This window comes from Ruegeria sp. YTSA108, assembly GCF_059610185.1.
This window is the reverse complement of sequence record NZ_JBXWND010000001.1, coordinates 331144-348093: the sequence shown is the minus strand read 5'-3', so window position 1 is coordinate 348093 and position 16950 is coordinate 331144. Positions and strand designations below refer to the sequence as shown.

The 16950-nt window shown below is 56.3% G+C and carries 15 protein-coding genes and 1 tRNA gene; 11 read left to right on the top strand and 5 right to left on the bottom strand.

The genetic code is table 11. From position 1 onward, the window contains the following. Positions 1-25: 25 nt before the first annotated feature. The 9 genes from AC2FHW_RS01780 (at position 26) to AC2FHW_RS01740 (ending at position 9438) form a co-directional block, all read left to right on the top strand. Complete coding sequence (locus AC2FHW_RS01780) at positions 26-1144, top strand: NUDIX domain-containing protein (protein WP_496728175.1); 1119 nt, start codon at positions 26-28, stop codon at positions 1142-1144. 66 nt (positions 1145-1210) lie between these two features. Then, entirely contained in the window at positions 1211-2245 is a 1035-nt protein-coding gene (locus AC2FHW_RS01775; RefSeq protein WP_142634220.1) for a cysteine synthase A, read from the top strand. Next, complete coding sequence (locus AC2FHW_RS01770; protein WP_496728177.1) at positions 2245-4671, top strand: DUF3772 domain-containing protein; 2427 nt, start codon at positions 2245-2247, stop codon at positions 4669-4671. The genes AC2FHW_RS01775 and AC2FHW_RS01770 overlap by 1 nt, the downstream gene beginning before the upstream one ends. Positions 4672-4759: 88 nt before the next feature. Further along, positions 4760-4849, top strand: a tRNA-Ser gene (locus tag AC2FHW_RS01765). 363 nt (positions 4850-5212) lie between these two features. Further along, positions 5213-6172: a glycosyltransferase family 2 protein gene (locus tag AC2FHW_RS01760; protein ID WP_271946727.1), complete on the top strand. Its 960-nt coding sequence runs from the start codon at positions 5213-5215 to the stop codon at positions 6170-6172. Further along, on the top strand, positions 6169-6555 hold the full coding sequence (locus AC2FHW_RS01755) for a GtrA family protein (protein ID WP_271946729.1): 387 nt from the start codon (positions 6169-6171) through the stop codon (positions 6553-6555). Before AC2FHW_RS01760 ends, AC2FHW_RS01755 begins: the two co-directional genes overlap by 4 nt. Before the next feature lie 9 nt (positions 6556-6564). Beyond that, complete coding sequence (locus AC2FHW_RS01750; protein WP_142634211.1) at positions 6565-7314, top strand: methyltransferase domain-containing protein; 750 nt, start codon at positions 6565-6567, stop codon at positions 7312-7314. Continuing rightward, positions 7311-8720 (top strand): hypothetical protein, encoded by a 1410-nt coding sequence (locus AC2FHW_RS01745; protein WP_271946733.1) that lies wholly within the window; start codon positions 7311-7313, stop codon positions 8718-8720. The genes AC2FHW_RS01750 and AC2FHW_RS01745 overlap by 4 nt, the downstream gene beginning before the upstream one ends. 40 nt (positions 8721-8760) lie before the next feature. Further along, complete coding sequence (locus AC2FHW_RS01740) at positions 8761-9438, top strand: YrbL family protein (RefSeq protein WP_271946735.1); 678 nt, start codon at positions 8761-8763, stop codon at positions 9436-9438. Positions 9439-9441: 3 nt separating this feature from the next. Here AC2FHW_RS01740 and AC2FHW_RS01735 read toward each other — a convergent pair whose 3' ends face one another. Continuing rightward, on the bottom strand, positions 9442-10320 hold the full coding sequence (locus AC2FHW_RS01735) for a LysR family transcriptional regulator (RefSeq protein WP_271946738.1): 879 nt from the start codon (positions 10318-10320) through the stop codon (positions 9442-9444). A gap of 211 nt (positions 10321-10531) precedes the next feature. Here AC2FHW_RS01735 and AC2FHW_RS01730 point away from each other — a divergent pair, with 211 nt between their 5' ends. Continuing rightward, the gene (locus AC2FHW_RS01730; RefSeq protein ID WP_142634203.1) at positions 10532-10780 is read left to right on the top strand and encodes a hypothetical protein; all 249 of its coding nucleotides are present in this window, start codon (positions 10532-10534) and stop codon (positions 10778-10780) included. A gap of 43 nt (positions 10781-10823) precedes the next feature. After that, entirely contained in the window at positions 10824-11828 is a 1005-nt protein-coding gene (locus tag AC2FHW_RS01725; RefSeq protein ID WP_271946744.1) for a GlxA family transcriptional regulator, read from the top strand. Between the two features lie 7 nt (positions 11829-11835). On the opposite strand, the gene AC2FHW_RS01720 is transcribed toward AC2FHW_RS01725, so the two are convergent. Genes AC2FHW_RS01720 through AC2FHW_RS01705 form a run of 4 tightly spaced genes read right to left on the bottom strand, consistent with a single transcriptional unit; the run spans position 11836 to position 16883 of the window. Continuing rightward, a complete protein-coding gene (locus AC2FHW_RS01720; protein WP_496821345.1) occupies positions 11836-12396 on the bottom strand; it encodes a sarcosine oxidase subunit gamma in 561 nt (186 codons plus the stop codon). Further along, positions 12389-15334, bottom strand: coding sequence for a sarcosine oxidase subunit alpha family protein (locus AC2FHW_RS01715; protein ID WP_496677764.1), 2946 nt, complete (start codon positions 15332-15334; stop codon positions 12389-12391). Before AC2FHW_RS01715 ends, AC2FHW_RS01720 begins: the two co-directional genes overlap by 8 nt. Beyond that, positions 15331-15618 carry a sarcosine oxidase subunit delta gene (locus AC2FHW_RS01710; protein ID WP_271946753.1) on the bottom strand — a complete coding sequence of 96 codons (288 nt, stop codon included), beginning with the start codon at positions 15616-15618 and terminating at the stop codon, positions 15331-15333. The genes AC2FHW_RS01715 and AC2FHW_RS01710 overlap by 4 nt, the downstream gene beginning before the upstream one ends. A gap of 14 nt (positions 15619-15632) precedes the next feature. Then, complete coding sequence (locus AC2FHW_RS01705; RefSeq protein WP_496695231.1) at positions 15633-16883, bottom strand: sarcosine oxidase subunit beta family protein; 1251 nt, start codon at positions 16881-16883, stop codon at positions 15633-15635. Between the last annotated feature and the right edge of the window lie 67 nt (positions 16884-16950).

The following is a 16950-nucleotide window of genomic DNA, read 5'->3' as shown; positions in this document are numbered from 1 at the left end:
CCAAATACCAACGCGAGATACCCTTGTGAACGATCTGTTTTTCTATGGCACGCTTCGGCATCTGCCACTGCTGCAACTGGTGCTTGGCCGTCCGCTGTCACGCCTGACTTTGTCAGAGGCCAAGCTGAAGGATCACGCGGTTTACAGCGTGCGCGACGAGGCATTTCCGATGATCCAGCCAGAACGTGGGGGCGTTGCGGATGGCCTTCTGGTTCAGGGCCTCGAACCCGAGGATTTCAGGCGACTGATTTTCTATGAAGGGGGGTTTGATTATGATCTGCAGCTGCAGCCCGTTGAACTGCCCGATGGCTCTGTTGTCGAAGTCAGCGTGTTCTTTCCCGAGCCTGACCTGTGGTCGCCCGGTGAGCTATGGTCCTTGCAGGACTGGGCAGACGCATGGGCGGATCTGACCCTAACCGCCGCGCAAGAGGTCATGGGCTATTACGGCAAGGCCGATGCCGTCAAGATCGCGCGCAGTTTTCCATCGATCCGAACCCGCGCCTGGGCCAAGCTGGGTGCACGCAAACGCGGAACCGGTGACGCGCGTGATCCGAAGAAGGATGTTATCGTACACGAGCATACCCATGCCTATATTGACTATTTCGGCATGCAGGAGGTTCAGCTTCAACACCGAAGGAATGACGGCACGATGGGGTCGGTGCTGAACCGCAACGGATTGATGCAGGGCAGTGCTGTGGTGGTTCTGCCATATGATCCGGGGCGTGATGCGGTGCTTTTGGTTGAACAATTTAGGACGCCGGTTTTCCTGATCGAAGACCCCGAGCCGTGGATGTGGGAACCCGTTGCAGGCATGATTGACCCCGGTGAAACGCCGCAACAGGCTGCGCGGCGTGAGGCGATGGAAGAGGCCCAGATCAGCCTCAAGTCGCTTGAATTTGCCGGAGAGGCCTATTCGTCCAGCGGATCGTCCACCGAATACGTCTATCTTTACGTAGGGTTGGCCGATCTTGAGAAAACGATAGACGATGGCGGGTTGGCCTCGGAAGGTGAGGATATCCGCACCAAAATCATTCCCTATGCTCAGTTCATGGATCAAGTCGACGGGCATGGGTTCAAGGATTTGCCGCTATTGTCACTGGCGCATTGGCTGGCTCGGAACAGAGACAGGCTGCGTGGGGCGTGATCGCGGCTTGTGGTTGTTGCGTAGCATCTGTAAATCTTCGTTGATACGTAAAGAAATGAGGGCGCCATGCGCATTGCGAAAGACCTTGCCGACGCAGTAGGGAAAACTCCGTTGATCCGGCTGCGCCGTATCAGTGAGGAAACCGGGTGTGAAATTCTTGGCAAGGCCGAGTTCATGAATCCTGGTCAATCGGTCAAGGACCGTGCCGCCCTTTATATCATTCGCGATGCCATAGCACGGGGCGACCTGAAACCTGGGGGCACCATCGTTGAAGGCACCGCCGGAAACACCGGTATCGGTCTGGCGCTTGTCGGGGCGTCGATGGGCTTCAAGACCGTGATCGTGATCCCCGAGACCCAGTCGGAAGAAAAGAAGGATATGCTGCGTCTTGCGGGCGCTCAGTTGGTTCAGGTCCCGGCAGCGCCGTATCGCAACCCGAACAACTTTGTACATTACTCTCGCCGTCTAGCTGAAGAACTGGCGCAGACGGAACCCAATGGCGCAATCTGGGCCAATCAGTTCGACAACGTCGCCAACCGTCAGAGCCATGTCGAGACCACCGGCCCCGAGATCTGGGAGCAAACCGGCGGTAAGGTCGACGGCTTTGTCAGTGCGGTTGGTTCAGGTGGTACGTTGGCCGGTGTGGCCGAGGCCCTGCAGCCCAAAGGCGTCAAGATCGCATTAGTCGATCCGATGGGGGCCGGGTTGTATTCCTATTACAAAACCGGTGAGATCGCGATGGAGGGAAGCTCGATCGCGGAAGGTATTGGGCAGGTGCGGATCACCAAGAACCTTGAGGGGTTCAAACCGGATTTCGCCTATCAGATGACGGATAACGAAGCGTTGCCCTATATCTTTGACCTTCTGCGCGACGAAGGTCTGGTCATGGGCGGATCGACCGCCATCAACATGGCTGGCGCCGTGCGCCTGGCCAAGGATCTGGGTCCGGGCCATACCATTGTTACCATCCTGTGTGATTATGGCACGCGCTATCAATCCAAACTGTTCAACCCGGAATTCCTGCGCGAAAAAGAATTGCCTGTTCCTGATTGGATGACCGAGGCGCCGCGTAGCATTCCGGGCGTTTTCGAGGACGTATGATGTTGCGGCAGGTCCGCCTGTTTCTGGCCCTTGTTTCACTTTTGTTTGCAGTTCTGTCTGGTCCTGCAACGGCCCAGCTTTCGGATCGGCAAAGTGACTACTATCAGGGTTGGGTAAAAACGGCGGATCGGGCCGAAGATGTGATCGAGGCCAATCGGGCCTCGAACGCTTCGCTGGAAAATCTGCGATCGGAAATTCATACCTATCGAGATGTTTTCAACAGCGCGCGTGGTGCAAATACCGAACGTATCCAGACCCTGGAAAGCCAGATCAAGGCTTTGGGTCCCGGACCGGAAGGTGATGCAACCGAACCGGAAGACATTGCTACGCTGCGTTCACATCTTGAAAACCAACTGAACGCGCTGCGGGTGCCGCATATCATTTCCGACGAGGCCTTCAGTCGCGCCAACGGACTGATCGCAGAAATTGACCAGATCCTGCGAAATAGGCAGAAAAAAGAGCTGTTGGAGCGCGGCCCATCGCCACTGAACCCCAGCTATTGGCGGCCAGCCTGGGTTGACCTGACTGAAGCGGGCCGAAGCCTTTTCTACGAGGCTGTGCAGAACTACCAAACAGACGTGGTGCATGAGCAGCTTCGCAAACAGGGGCTTGGAATTCTTTTGCTGGTCTTTGTGGCCATTGTTTTGCTGGGCTATGGAAAACGTTGGTCCGAGGCTGCCGGGAACTATCTGCGTACCATAGGGGGGCAGGGAACTGGCGTATGGACATTCCTGACATCGCTGTTTCGGATAATTCTGCCATGGCTGGGTGTTTTGTTGCTGGTAAAAGCCGTCGTCTTGACGGGGATATTGGGATTGCGGGGAACCCTTCTGATAGAAAACGTACCGTTTTGGGCGGCCATTGTTCTGTACTACGACTGGATTGGTCGTCAGGTCTATGTAATGCAGCAGGCGCAGGGTTTCAGAAAGCTCTCGCCAAAGCGGATCACCGAGCTTCGAATCTACCTGGATCTGCTTGCCGTTTTTCTCATTTTGCACGATCTTGGGAACCTTTTCGAACAGATCGAGAATACTTCGGATGCGACGCGCGCAGTTGTGGGCTTCCCAGTTATTCTTGCAACTGCTCTGGTTCTGTTGCGTGCGCGGCAGATACGGCTTGCCGAGGTGCAGGCAGAACCTGATGGCAATGCCCGTGGAACCGGGGTTATCCAGCTGGTCGAATTCTTGCGCCGGGCATTGTTCCTGTTGGGAGTTGTCAGCCCGGTTCTGGCCGCCATCGGTTATAACAACGCGGCTGAGGCCATTGTTTTTCCAGCGGTAAAATCGTTGATACTGATTGCCGCACTGATCATCCTTCAACGATTCCTGACTTCGGTTTACGGATTGATAACCCGCAAGGGCGAGGCAGCCCGGGACACATTGTTTTCGGTTCTGATTGGCTTTGCCATGGCCATTTTGGCCCTGCCGGTTCTGGCGCTGATCTGGGGCGCACGCGAGACCGATTTGTTAGAGGCATGGTCGCGGCTTCTTTTGGGGTTCGACATTGGGGGCGTGACAGTCTCGCCCAGTAATTTCTTTACTTTTCTGGTGGTTTTCCTGATCGGATACGGACTGACACGCGCCCTGCAGGGTGGGTTGCGGACCTCTTTGCTGCCAAAGACGAGCATTGATCCCGGTGGTCAAAACGCGATTGTTTCAGGGACGGGGTATGTCGGTATCTTCCTGGCAGCCTTGGTCGCCATCATGGTTGCGGGTTTCGATCTGTCGTCCCTGGCCATCGTGGCCGGGGCGCTCTCTGTCGGGATCGGATTTGGTCTGCAAACCATTGTCTCGAACTTTGTGTCCGGCATTATTCTTTTGGTCGAACGTCCGATCTCAAAAGGCGATTGGATCGACGTAAACGGGATGATGGGATATGTGCGCGACATCTCGGTACGCTCGACCCGGATTGAGACCTTCGATCGAACAGATGTCATTGTCCCAAACTCGGACCTGATCAGCGGTGTTGTCACCAACTATACCCGTGGAAATACGATCGGACGCGTCATTGTCCCGGTCGGGGTGGCCTATGGTACCGATACCCGCGTAGTCGAGACAATCCTGGGCGAAATCGCCAACGCACATCCGATGGTATTGGCGAATCCGGCACCCAACGTTGTGTTTCAGGGGTTCGGTGCGGATTCTCTGGACTTTGAAATCCGCGCCATTTTGCGGGATGTGAATTGGGTTCTTTCGGTGAAGTCCGACATGAACCATGAGATCAATCGCCGCTTTGTCGAAGAGGGGATCGAGATACCGTTTGCTCAGCGTGATGTCTGGCTGCGAAACCCCGAGGCTCTTCAATCGTCAGATAACGCGCAAATGCCCCCATCTGAGCCTGTTTCAGAGGCAAAAGCGCCCCCGGCCTCTTCGCCCGCCGAATTGACCGAGGCTGATCTTTCCGACGGTGATGGTGACGAACCCTGAGGCAAGTTCGGGCCTGAAACGAGCCAGAGAATTTTACACTAATCGGGCCTTGCAAATCCCCAGGCGATAGTCCAAATAACGCCCGCACGGAGAGGTGGCCGAGTGGTCGAAGGCGCACGCCTGGAAAGTGTGTAGGCGGGAGACCGTCTCCAGGGTTCGAATCCCTGTCTCTCCGCCACAACACCAGCTCTTGTCTTGGACGCTTAGGTGTTTCACATCTCAGACATTGTTTTGGAGCCCCCCAGCAAAAAAGGCTCGGTAAGCGATTCACATAACCCATGTTGAGCGAATTCATCCAATTTAGATGGCCCAGAATTACTGTTTCTTGCAGGCAAGGGAATTTCAGGATGCGAGGCAGTCAATCTGTTGGGTAGGGCCTATTCCTGTGTCGGTTGGGTAACTACAGGTGAAAACTCGGCGCTCGGCTTGTTCGCTGATGCGTCTGTTGAGATATCAATACATCTACAACGCCAAGTGAACGTTATTCCTTGGCTGGTCCGTTTTGCGATAGGTGCGCCGTAAAATCGCGCCCGGAGGTTAGATGTTACTGTCTGTCGTCATTCCATGCATGAACGAAGAGGAGTCGATCCCCTTACTGGTGGAGCGCCTGATCGCTGCGACTGAACAGTGGAACGCCGAATCCGAGATTATTCTGGTGGATGATGGGTCTAATGACGAAACATGGCGCGCAATCTGTGCCCAAAGCGAGTTTCATCCGCGTATTCGCGGTTTGAAGCTATCGGGTAACCGCGGTCACCAGATCGCTCTGACAGCGGGGCTGAATGCAGCCCAAGGGCAGCGGATATTCATGTTGGATGCCGATCTGCAAGACCCGCCGGAGCTTTTGTCGGACATGATGGCGATGATGGATCAGGGTTATGATGTGGTTTATGGGCGTCGGAGTGAGCGAAAAGGCGAAAGTTGGATTAAGAAAGTAACAGCTCATGGTTTCTACCGCATATTGAACCGGCTTTCGGACGTACCCATTCCAAATGACACGGGCGATTTCCGGCTTGTCAGCCGTCGGGCGCTGGATGCGGTTCTGAGTATGCCGGAACGCGCGCGGTTCGTTCGGGGCATGTTCGCTTGGGTTGGTTTCCGTCAAATCGGGATCGAATACATCCGCGACCCACGGATCGCGGGCGAGACCAAATACCCGATGTCCAAGATGATCCGCTTTGCGCTTGATGCACTGGCGAGTTTTTCGATCAAACCGCTGCAGATAGCCACACGAATGGCCTTTCTGACACTGATTATCGCTGCGCTGATGGCGGTCTACGTCTTTTGGTCCTTGATCCTTTACAACGCGGTTGCGGGTTGGGCGTCGACGGTTCTGGTGATCAGTTTCTTCTCGGGTATCCAGCTGTTGACACTTGGAATCATGGGGGAATATCTCGGACGTCTGTATATCGAGGCCAAAAACCGACCACTCTATTTTGTAGATCAAGAGACCTCAGAGATTTCGGACACCATAGTAGAAGAGAAGACCGCGCAGAAATGAGCGAACGGCGCCGCATAATCCGGTTTGCCATCGTGGGCTTAGGCGTGGCTGGTTACTACATGCTGGCCTATCTGGGCCTGTTGCGCGTGTTTCATTCGCCTTGGATCGCCAATGCATTGGCTTTTGGGTCCGCAATCCTGATCCAATATATTGGGCAAACAGTCTGGACCTTCGGGCAGGCGCTGGTGGTTCCTGCACAGTTTGGGCGGTTTCTTTGCATGGTCGGAATTGGGCTGCTGGTTTCAGCTGCGATTACCGGACTGGCCGGTCCTCGTTTTGGCCTGAGCGAAGCTGCCTCGGCCGCTGTCGTTGTAGTTGTTCTGCCTGTGATCAACTTCGCGTTCCTACGGCTATGGGTCTATAAACCGCAGAATTCAACCTAGAGATTGGCAATGTCGCATATCTATTCAAACGAGTTCTTTGACTATATTGACCAGGGCGCCAGGCGGTCCGCAAACAGGCTAATTGCTTGCCTTCTAGGAAAAATCTCTGCGGACAGTGTCGTGGACTTTGGCTGCGGGCGGGGTGTGTGGCTGTCGGAGTGGCAGGCCGCGGGTTGCAAGGATATTGCCGGTGTCGATGGCGACTATGTGGATCGTGACAAGCTTGCGATACCGGCTGAGGCGTTTATCGGTGCAGATCTGTCCAAACCGGTCGAGCTTGGACGCCAGTTTGATTTGGCTCAGTCGCTTGAGGTCGGTGAACACTTGCCGCATGACGCGTCGGCCAGCCTGGTTCAGAGCCTGACCACACATAGCGATCTGGTCCTGTTCTCAGCCGCCGTTCCGGGGCAGGGCGGCGAGTTTCATATAAATGAACAGCGCCTGTCCTTTTGGCAGGGTTTGTTCGCTGAACGGGGATACACGGCCTATGATTGTTTGCGGCCTGAGATGTTCGGGGATCAATCGATCGAACCCTGGTATCGGTATAATTCTGTCCTCTATGCGAACCAATCAGGGGCAGTCCGGCTGTCTCAGGACGTGCTGGATACCAAAGTCGCGCCCGGCGCGTTGAAAGAGGTCGGCAGTTTAGGCTGGACCCTACGCAAGCTGGTTGTGCGTGCCTTGCCCCGGTCGGCTGTCACCGCTATCGCGCAGGTCCGGGCCTCTGTTATTGCAAGGTCATATGGCGACAAATCATGACGGAAAAAACATCTCGGCAGGAGTTTTTTTTTCTGTCCCTGCTTTGCATCGCTGCGTTGTTCTTGATCAATTGGCCACAGCTTTTCGACCCTTTCGTACGTCATGATGATTTCCCGGCGCTGCTGGGCTGGACCGAGATTGCCTACCACAAGGCCTTGGATGAAGGTCGTTGGTTGAACTACTGGTGGCAGTTCCGGCCATTTCTATGGCCCTCACAGATAAGCATGTATCTCTATAACATAGCCTGGGGCTTGTTCTCGGCTGCGGCGGCAGTCGCGATCATGGAGCGTTCGGACCCGATCTGGTACAAAGGTTATCTTGCGCTATTCATTGCGTTTTCGGTTCCAGCATTCCTGATTTCATACTGGTTCAACACGTTGCTGCCGGGGATCTGGGTTATCACCTTGTACAGCCTGGCAGTTCTGTTTCTGCCGCATCGTGTGTCGCTGGCCCTTTTGGTTGTGGCAGTGCCCTTATCCTTCATGGCCTACACGACCTATCCGTTCCTGTTACTGACACTGATCCTGCTGTCAAACAAGGCGCCAAAAACCTATACCAGCGTCGCTGTTACGCTGATCATTTTCTTTGTCAGCCTGGTTCTGGCGTTGCTGAGTGTTTACACCCTGAACTACTTTTATCATGGGATATTTGGTATTCCGGTTGCTGAATGGCGTGGGCCCAACGAAGTAAATTCGGTCGATGACCTGCTGCTGAACCTTACCAAGGTCAAAGTATTCCTCCGATCCATCATCTATACAATGGGCGGAGGGACAATCGGTTATGGCTTGATGCTCTTGGCCCTATTTGCAGGTGCCTGGGGGTTCCTGTTTACCCGAAGACGGATGTTTGCCGTCGCGATCCTGATGGCTGCACTTGCTGGTCTGGCACCGCTTATCCTCAAGGCGATTATGTCGGGGGTGCAGGTCCCTGTTCGGGCATTGAACTGGCTTTGGATCTTGTTTGGAGTCGTGCTCACCACGTGTGGGGTTCAGTTTCTGCAGTCTTCAAAAAGATGGTTAAGTGTTTCGCGTATCTTGTTGATGTGCGTGTTGATGATCAATTTGATGCTCATTGGCAAAACATCGTTTATGTTCATCCCGCCTTGGCAAAAAGCAACGAGCGCATTGGCGCAAAGCCTGCCTGAACAGGTCGAAACCGTATATATCTATGGGCATTTTCTTGGCGTGAATGGCGCGGCAGACGCCAGAGTTCAATTCGAACGGGGGCTGCGGTTGCGGTTAAACTATCTGACCGGGGCCGAGATCATCATGTGCTGGAAGCAGCCCGATAGATGCGATGGGATTACACCTCCGTTCGATCCAGGCGACTGGGTCTCGACGCCTGTTGTCGCATCAACTGGTGACCAGGCCTTTATCCTTTTGCCGCGTCCCAATCTGGGGCCCTGATCAAAAGGTGAGTTGTAACAGGTTTGAGAAAATTCTATGAATGCGCCCACTTGGGCTGTCCGGCATTCAAGGACACAGACCCCAACCCCTGTTGGAACACCCGGACATGATTGACCTGAGCGACCACAAACCCCTGCGAAAAAGTCGCAACTACCTGATTTATCAGCACCCCGAGGTCGAAGGGGCGCTGCTGAAAGTGCGGGTGGACGAACCTGTGCGTAGCCATTTTCTGCCGCGTTATGCCGAATGGCGCTATGGCAATCTGCGCCAATGGAACCGCGAAGCAAACGAATATCTGGCGGCGCTCAACCGTGGATGCCCTGAGATCGAAAGGTTGGCGCAATTCATGGGATATGCGCCAACATCAGCGGGCCCGGCGATAGTGGTGGAAAAACTGACCGGCCCGGACGGAGATCTTGCGCCAACCCTGCATTCGGAACGCGTCGCGTTGGCCAAGGATCACGCCGGACGTGAACGTCTTCATGCTGAATTGATGGAACTGTTTGACGATCTCGAAAGCGGCCGGATCATTGTGGGTGACATGGGGTTCGAAAACATCGTTCGTGCGCAGGAAAGAGGCGGCAAGCTGACCGTGATTGACGGCGTTGGCGAGAGGGTTCTTTTTCCGCTGTCACTGGTCAGCGAAACAGCGTTTCGCAAGTCAATCGACCGCCGGCGACAGAGGATGTCGAGTGGCTTTGGTTTAATGAAGACCTGACCACTAAACTGCTACGCGCAGGGGAAAGGCGCGTTCGACTTCTTTTGCTATCTCCGCAATCAGGGCTTTTGTCACGGCGTTGCGGTTGTTCATCTGAACCCGTGCGACATAGGCAAGCTCTGGAGGGTTTGGAAAGACATCGTTGATGACTTCCATGTCTGGTGTAATGTGCATCCCGTTCAATAGCGCTATGCCCAGCCCAGATCGAACAGCCGACTGGATTCCTGCTGCACTTGGACATTCCAGGATATTGTCAAAACGGTGGTCCTGCTGCTGACTGTCTTCCATTCCCCATCTTCGGTAGAAACACTGTGTGTCAAAGGACAGAAACGGAACCGGTTCTGACAGATTCAGACGATAGTCGGGTGATTTGACCCAATGAAGGGAATCCTGAAACAGGATCAGATCTTCGGGCTGCACGTCGTTGCGAAATATCTGAATCACCGCCAAGTCTAATTCACCAGCCTTCAACCAATCCTGAACATTCAGGCTTTGACCAGTGCGGGTTCGTACGCGAACATCGGGGTACAGCCGCGTGAAACGTCCAAGAATTTGGGCGATCCCGCTGGTTGTCGCATCCTCGGTCATGCCAAGCCGCAAGTGGCCGGTGAGCGGCCTGTTACCAAGTGAGGCCACCGCTTCGTCATGCAGAGTGGTAATTCGACGGGCGTATTCACAAAGACGCAGCCCGTCTTCGGTGAACAGGGGGGCACCTTTGCGGCGAGTCAGCAGTTTGCAATTCAGTGCGCGCTCTAAACGGCCGATCTTATGGCTGACTGCCGATTGCGAAAGCGCAAGGTGTCGGGCCGCACTGGTCACACCACCATAGGTCGCGATTGCGAGCAGCGCGCGCAAAGCGTCTATTTCCAAACGTTCGTTCATGAATGCCCATGACAGATTTTGATCATTGAATGATAATCATTCATTTGCGGCAAAGGCAAATGTCAGATTAGGTATCGCGAACACAATGTTCGCGGAGCTTCGAAATGAACAATCTGTACCCGGAGGATATCACAGACTTCGAACATCAGTCGGCATGCAAATCTGGTCCGCTGACGCTGTCTTCTTCTTTCGGCAAAGGAAAGTGTAACTGATGACGGAAGACAGAACAGCTAACCGCCGCCTGACAACACTGTTTGAGATCACCGGATCGGTTCTGGCTATGGCTTATGCCTTGCTGATTGCTTCGAATATTGGCGCTGAGATTCTTGGATTCTCCCTACTGTTGGTGTCCTCGGCGCTGTTTGCCGCATGGGCATTGATTGATCGGCGCTGGACGTTTTTGCTGTTGCAGGCGTTCTATGCGACCTCTGCCATTATTGGACTGATCCGTTGGGCATAAACTTGGTGTAGGGTTGCCGCCAGGAACTTGTTAGGACGGATCTATGACGGATCAGGACAGAATCGATATCGGCTTTCTGCTGTTTGATGGATTTCCGATGGCTTGTTTGACATCGGTGATTGAACCCCTGCGGGCGGCCAATGAAATCGCAGGTCATCAAGCGTTTAGATGGTCGCTGGTTTCTGAACGTGGCCAAAAGGTTCAGTCAAGCGCAGGGGTTGGGTTCGAAGCAGATCGCGCGTTGGCGGACTGCAGGAATATCGACATTTTATTCCTGCTCAGCAGCCCGTCTTCGGTCTTTGACAACGCTGTTAGCGGCAATGCCTTGCTGCGTGGTCTCGGGAGGCACGGAACAGTTCTGGGTGGGATCAGCGGTGGCGTATTCCCTCTTGTGCGATCCGGTGCAATGGCAGGTCAGCCGGTCTCGGTCCACTGGTGCTATGAGGCGGCTTTTGAGGCCGAGTTTCCCGATATGGACGCCCGGAGCGAAGTGATCGTGCGCACCGTGACGCGCTATACCGCCGCCGGTGCAGCGGCAGGGTTCGACCTGGCACTGCATTTGGTTCACGATCGCTTGGGCGGTGACATTGCGCATGAGGTTGCGTGCTGGTTTCAACATCCGATGATGCGCGGTGCGGCAGTGCGTCAGCAGGTGCCCAATGCGACAGCGCCGAAAACGGGAGACCGCCTTCCACCGCTTGTTTCACGCAGCGTTGAAATGTTTGCCGCCAATATTGGTCAAGCGATCTCGATTGCCGAAGTTGCGAAACAAATGGGCGTCACACCTCGTCAGATCGAACGGGCATTCAAACAGGCAACCGGACACAGCCCCAGCCATTACTACCGTGCCATGCGGATGAAGGCGGCGCGGCAGATGGTGGTTTATACCAAAGACCCCATTTCCCAGATCGCGGCCGCTGTCGGCTATGGATCTGTCGCGCCCTTGGTGACGCATTACCGGTCGGCTTTTGGCCTGAGCCCCAGCGAGGACAGGCGCCGCATCAACCGTTTCCGGGTTGAGGATAACGCCCCTTTGCCCTCGGTCTAGGCGCTGACTAAAGCGCCGATCGCATCGCCGTCAGGATCGCATGGTGCAGAGATTTGGCGGACGAGCGCGGACCGTACAGGCTGTAGTGATCCGAACTACGACACAGCACGAAACAGCCAATATGGTGGATCGAGCTGCGCGCCGCCGTTCCCTTAGTCAATATGCGCAGATCCAACTGGCACAAAAGCTCCAGCACTGCTTGAATGTTCGCACCAGCCAAGTCGAAACGCACCCAGGCATCGGTCTGTTCAGTGACTGAGGCCGCAGACCCAACCGCAGATTTCACCTGCGCGGCAAGGTCCTCGTGCGTGTCATGCGGTGCTTCAACCATCCATTGCTCTGGCCCCGCCCAAAAGGCGGTGATTGCGGTTCCTTCAAACCTCTGGACCTTTGGTGCCTCAGCGCCAATTAGTTTCTTCAATGCGGCTTTGGCCGCTGTTTCCTGACCGAGCCGCGCCGCGACTGATGCCAACGCCACGCCCGGTACCTCGGAACAGGTGACAGGCCCAACCGTGTCTACCCGAGGGTCAGCCGCGCCGAGGGCGGTTATCGCAACCAGATTATCCACGCAGACGTTCTCCTTCCGGGTCAACGAAATGGGCCGAGACAATTTCCACCTCGACCGTCAGGTCCGTCAGCGGAGAGACAAGGCGCATTTTTTCGCCCAGCCTGTCGCCGCCGTTTTTCAACAGTCCCAGCCCGATGCTACTGTTCAGAATGGGCGAGTAGACGGCTGAGGTGACATAGCCCTGATCATGGGCCGCATCGACCGGGCCATCGTTCTTCATCAGGTGGCCACCGGCGGTTACCTTGTTTTCAGGCTCCAACGGTTTGATCCCCACCAGCATCAGTGCATCCGGTTGGTTCAGTGCCTCGCGTTCCGACAGGGTTGATCCGATGCTGTCCTTCTTTTTGGACACCATGCGGCCCATTCCCAGGTTCAGGGCGGTTGTGGTGCCGTTCAACTCGCTGCCTGCAGCATGGCCTTTTTCGACCCGCATGACGCCCAGTGCTTCGGTGCCATATGGGACAACGTCGAACTCTTCGCCCTCGGCCATCAGCCTGCGCATCAATGCGTCGCCATAGCGAGAGGGAACCGCGATTTCGAATGCCAGCTCGCCTGAAAAGGAAATCCGGAACAGCCGCGCCCGAAGGCCGCCGCACACGGTGATGGTTCCACAGGCCATAAAGGGAAAGGCCTCATTCGAGATGTCGAATTCCGGGTCGATGATTTTTCGCAGCAGCTTACGGGAATTGGGCCCGGCAACGGCATATTGCGCCCATCCTTCAGTGGTGGAAATCAGCTGCACATCCATGTCCGGGCATAGGCACTGGCGCACGAATTCCATGTGGCGATAGACGACTACGGCATTTGCGGTCGTGGTAGTGACGACGAAATGATCCTCGGCCAGCCTTGCCGCTGTGCCATCATCCATGGCTATGCCATCTTCGCGCAGCATCAGGCCATAGCGGGTTTTGCCGACTGCCAGCTTGGCGAAAGCATTGGCATAGACGCGGTTCAGGAACGCTGCCGCATCGGTGCCCTGGACGTCGATTTTGCCCAAAGTCGTACAATCGCACACCCCGACCGAGGCGCGGGTCTGGCGCACTTCACGGTCCACGCTGTCGCGCCAATGGGTCTCGCCGGGCAGGGGGAACCACTGCGCACGCAGCCAGTTGCCAACCTCGACAAACACCGCGCCGCGTTCTTCGGCCCAGTGATGTGAGGGCGTCAGGCGGGTAGGGTGGAACTCTTTGCCCTTCATCCGGCCTGCGAAAGTAGCAATCGGGACGGGGGTATAGGGCGGGCGGAAGATGGTGGTACCGGTCTCGGGGATCGACTTACCGGCCAGCTCGGCCATGATCGCCAGCCCGCCGATATTCGAGGTCTTGCCTTGGTCCGTGGCCATGCCCAGCGTGGTATAGCGTTTCAGATGCTCGACCGAACGGAAGCCCTCCTGATAGCTGAGACGGACATCCTTGACCGTCACATCGTTCTGCTGGTCCAGCCATGCGCGTTTGCAGCCCTGAACGTACCAGAATGGGGTCTGCGCGATGGGTGCGTCCTCGGCCTCGGGCAGATCGGGTTTGGCGTTGGTCAGGTCCAAAGCGGCGATTGCGGCCTCGGCGCCAGAGCGCAACGCACCGTGGGTAGACATATCGCCGTTTGCCGCGCCGGCAACGGACATGCCTACCGGCAGGTCCGCGCCGGGAACAAAGGCGGCCAGCGTCTCATCCCATGCGGGGCGGCCGCGCTGGTGGCAGGTCATGTGGACGTTGGGGTTCCAACCGCCCGAGACGCCCAAGGCACCGCATTCCAATGTCCTGGTTGAGCCATCGGGCAGGGCGACTTCGACAAAGCTCAGCCCCAGGCGGCCTTTGGTATTTGTGACCTGCGCGCCTTGCAGAACTTCGTAATCGTGGCTGATAGGTGCGTCCTTGCGTACATCGATCACTGCGGTGATTTTAACACCTTTGGCGTGCAGATCAGCTGCGGTGCGGTGACCGTCATCATTGTTGGTAAAGACGGCGACGCGCTGCGATGCCGCTGCTCCAAACCGGTTGGCATAGGTCCGCAGGGCGCTGGCTGTCATGATGCCGGGGCGATCATTGTTCTCGAATGCGATTGGCCGCTCGGTCGCGCCTGCGCACAGCAGCGCCTTTTGGGTATAGATACGCCAGAGGATTTGCCGGGGTTTGCCTGCGGGCAGGCTGGGCAGATGATCGCCCGTACGCTCGACCGCGCCATAAATTCCGTGGTCAAACGCGCCGATCACCGTGGTGCGCGGCATCAGGCGCACATTGGGAAGCGCGGACAGCTCGGCCACAGCCTGCGCCGCCCAGTCAGACGCCGCAGCATCGTCTATGGTGAGTGTTTCGCTGTTCAGGCGACCGCCCAGGGCGAAATCCTCATCCGCCAGAATGACATCCGAGCCCGCACGACCCGCGGTCAAAGCCGCCATAAGACCGGCTGGTCCGGCACCAATGATCAGCAGATCGCAATGGCGAAAGCCCTTGTCGTATTCGTCCGGGTCCTCTTGCATCGAAAGCGATCCAAGCCCGGCTGCGCGACGGATTGTAGGCTCGTACAGCTTTTCCCAGAAGGCTGCAGGCCACATGAACGTCTTGTAGTAGAAACCCGCAGACAGGAAGTTGGAAAACATGTCATTCACGGCCAGCGCGTCGAATTTCAGGCTGGGCCAGCGGTTCTGTGATCGCGCCTCAAGCCCCTCGAACATCTCGATGGTTGTTGCGCGGGTATTGGGCTCTTTGCGGGCGCCCGAGCGCAGTTCGACCAGGCCGTTCGGCTCTTCGGATCCTGCGGTCAGCAATCCGCGCGGACGGTGGTATTTGAAAGACCGCCCGATCAGACGCACATCATTGGCCAGCAGGGCAGATGCCAAAGTGTCGCCGGGATGGGCGGTATAGCTGCGCCCGTCAAAGCGGAAGTTCAGCGTTGTATTGCGGTCGATCTGTCCGCCGTTCAGCCGGTTCACCTGCGTCATTTGGAGCGCCCCCGTTCGCGGGCCACATCGCGGGCCAGTTCCACCTTTGAAATCTCGTGGGTCAGCGTGTTGCGCGTGACTACCAGCCAGGATCGGTCACCTGTTTCGTGGTACCAAAGTTCACGGTGTTCGCCTGCCGGGTTGTCGCGCAGATAGGCATAGTCGTGAAAGGCCTCGACGGCATTTTCCGCCTGCCAATCGGGGCGATCAATCAGCGCGGCGTCGCCCAGATAGGTGAATTCTGATGCATCGCGAGGCCCAAGAAGGGGGTGGTTGATTATCATGTCTGGTGTCCCCTTTAATGCAGGTTGGGCTGATTGCCCGCGCCTTTTTCGTCGATCATCCGGCCGGTGCGGAACCGGTCCAACCGATAGGCTGTTGCGACAGGGTGCGGTTCGTCCTTCGCAAGCAGATGCGCAAAGCAATAGCCCGAAGCCGGAGTGGCCTTGAACCCGCCATAGCACCAGCCCCCGTTGAAATAGAGGCCCTCGACCGGCGTTTGGTCAATGATCGGTGAGCCATCCATCGACATATCCATCACGCCGCCCCACATCCGCAGCAACCGGGCGCGTCCGATCATCGGCATCAATGCCATGCCACCTTCGCAAACATCCTCGACCACGGGCAAGTTGCCGCGTTGGGCATAGGTGTTATAGCCGTCAAGATCGCCACCGAACACCAGCCCGCCCTTGTCGGACTGACTGACATAAAAATGCCCCGCGCCATAGGTGATGACACTGGGTAGGACGGGTTTTAACCCTTCAGATACAAAGGCTTGCAGAACGTGGCTTTCGATAGGCAGGCGCAGTCCGGCCATCCCCATAACGCGCCCTGAACTGCCCGCAACTGCGCATCCGACTTTGGAGGCGCCGATAAAGCCCTTAGTCGTTTCGACCCCAAGACATTTACCGTCTTCTATCCGCAGCCCGGTAACTTCACAGTTCTGAATAATATCGACGCCATGAAGGTCGGCTGACCGGGCATAGCCCCAGGCCACTGCATCATGGCGCACGGTACCGCCGCGCCGTTGAACAAGGCCGCCCTTGATCGGAAAGCGAGCGTCGTCGAAATTCAGATAAGGGTGTTCGCGCCGCACCTGATCTGCGTCCAGCAATTCGGCATCGGCCCCGTTCAGGATCATCGCATTCCCACGTCGCGTATAGGCGTCACGCTGACCGTCTGTATGGAACAGATTGACAATACCGCGCTGACTGACCATTGCGTTATAGTTCAGGTCCTGCTCGAGCCCTTCCCACAGCTTCAGCGAGAACTCATAGAACGGCTCATTCCCATCCAGCAGGTAGTTCGAGCGAATGATCGTGGTGTTCCGGCCCACATTTCCGCCACCGATCCAGCCTTTCTCGATTACGGCAACATTTCGTTGGCCGTAGATTTTGGAAAGGTAATGCGCGGTTGCCAGACCATGCCCGCCGCCACCGATTACGATGATGTCGTAATGGGCCTTAGGTTCAGGTTCACGCCAGACCGGTTTCCACCCTTTGTGGCCGGTTAGCGCCTCTTTGATAACTCGAAAGCCGGAATATCTCATGAATCGGACCTTTTCTTCCAAACTTCATTATTTTCGAGCGCAGCGATATCCCCATATGCGACATGGG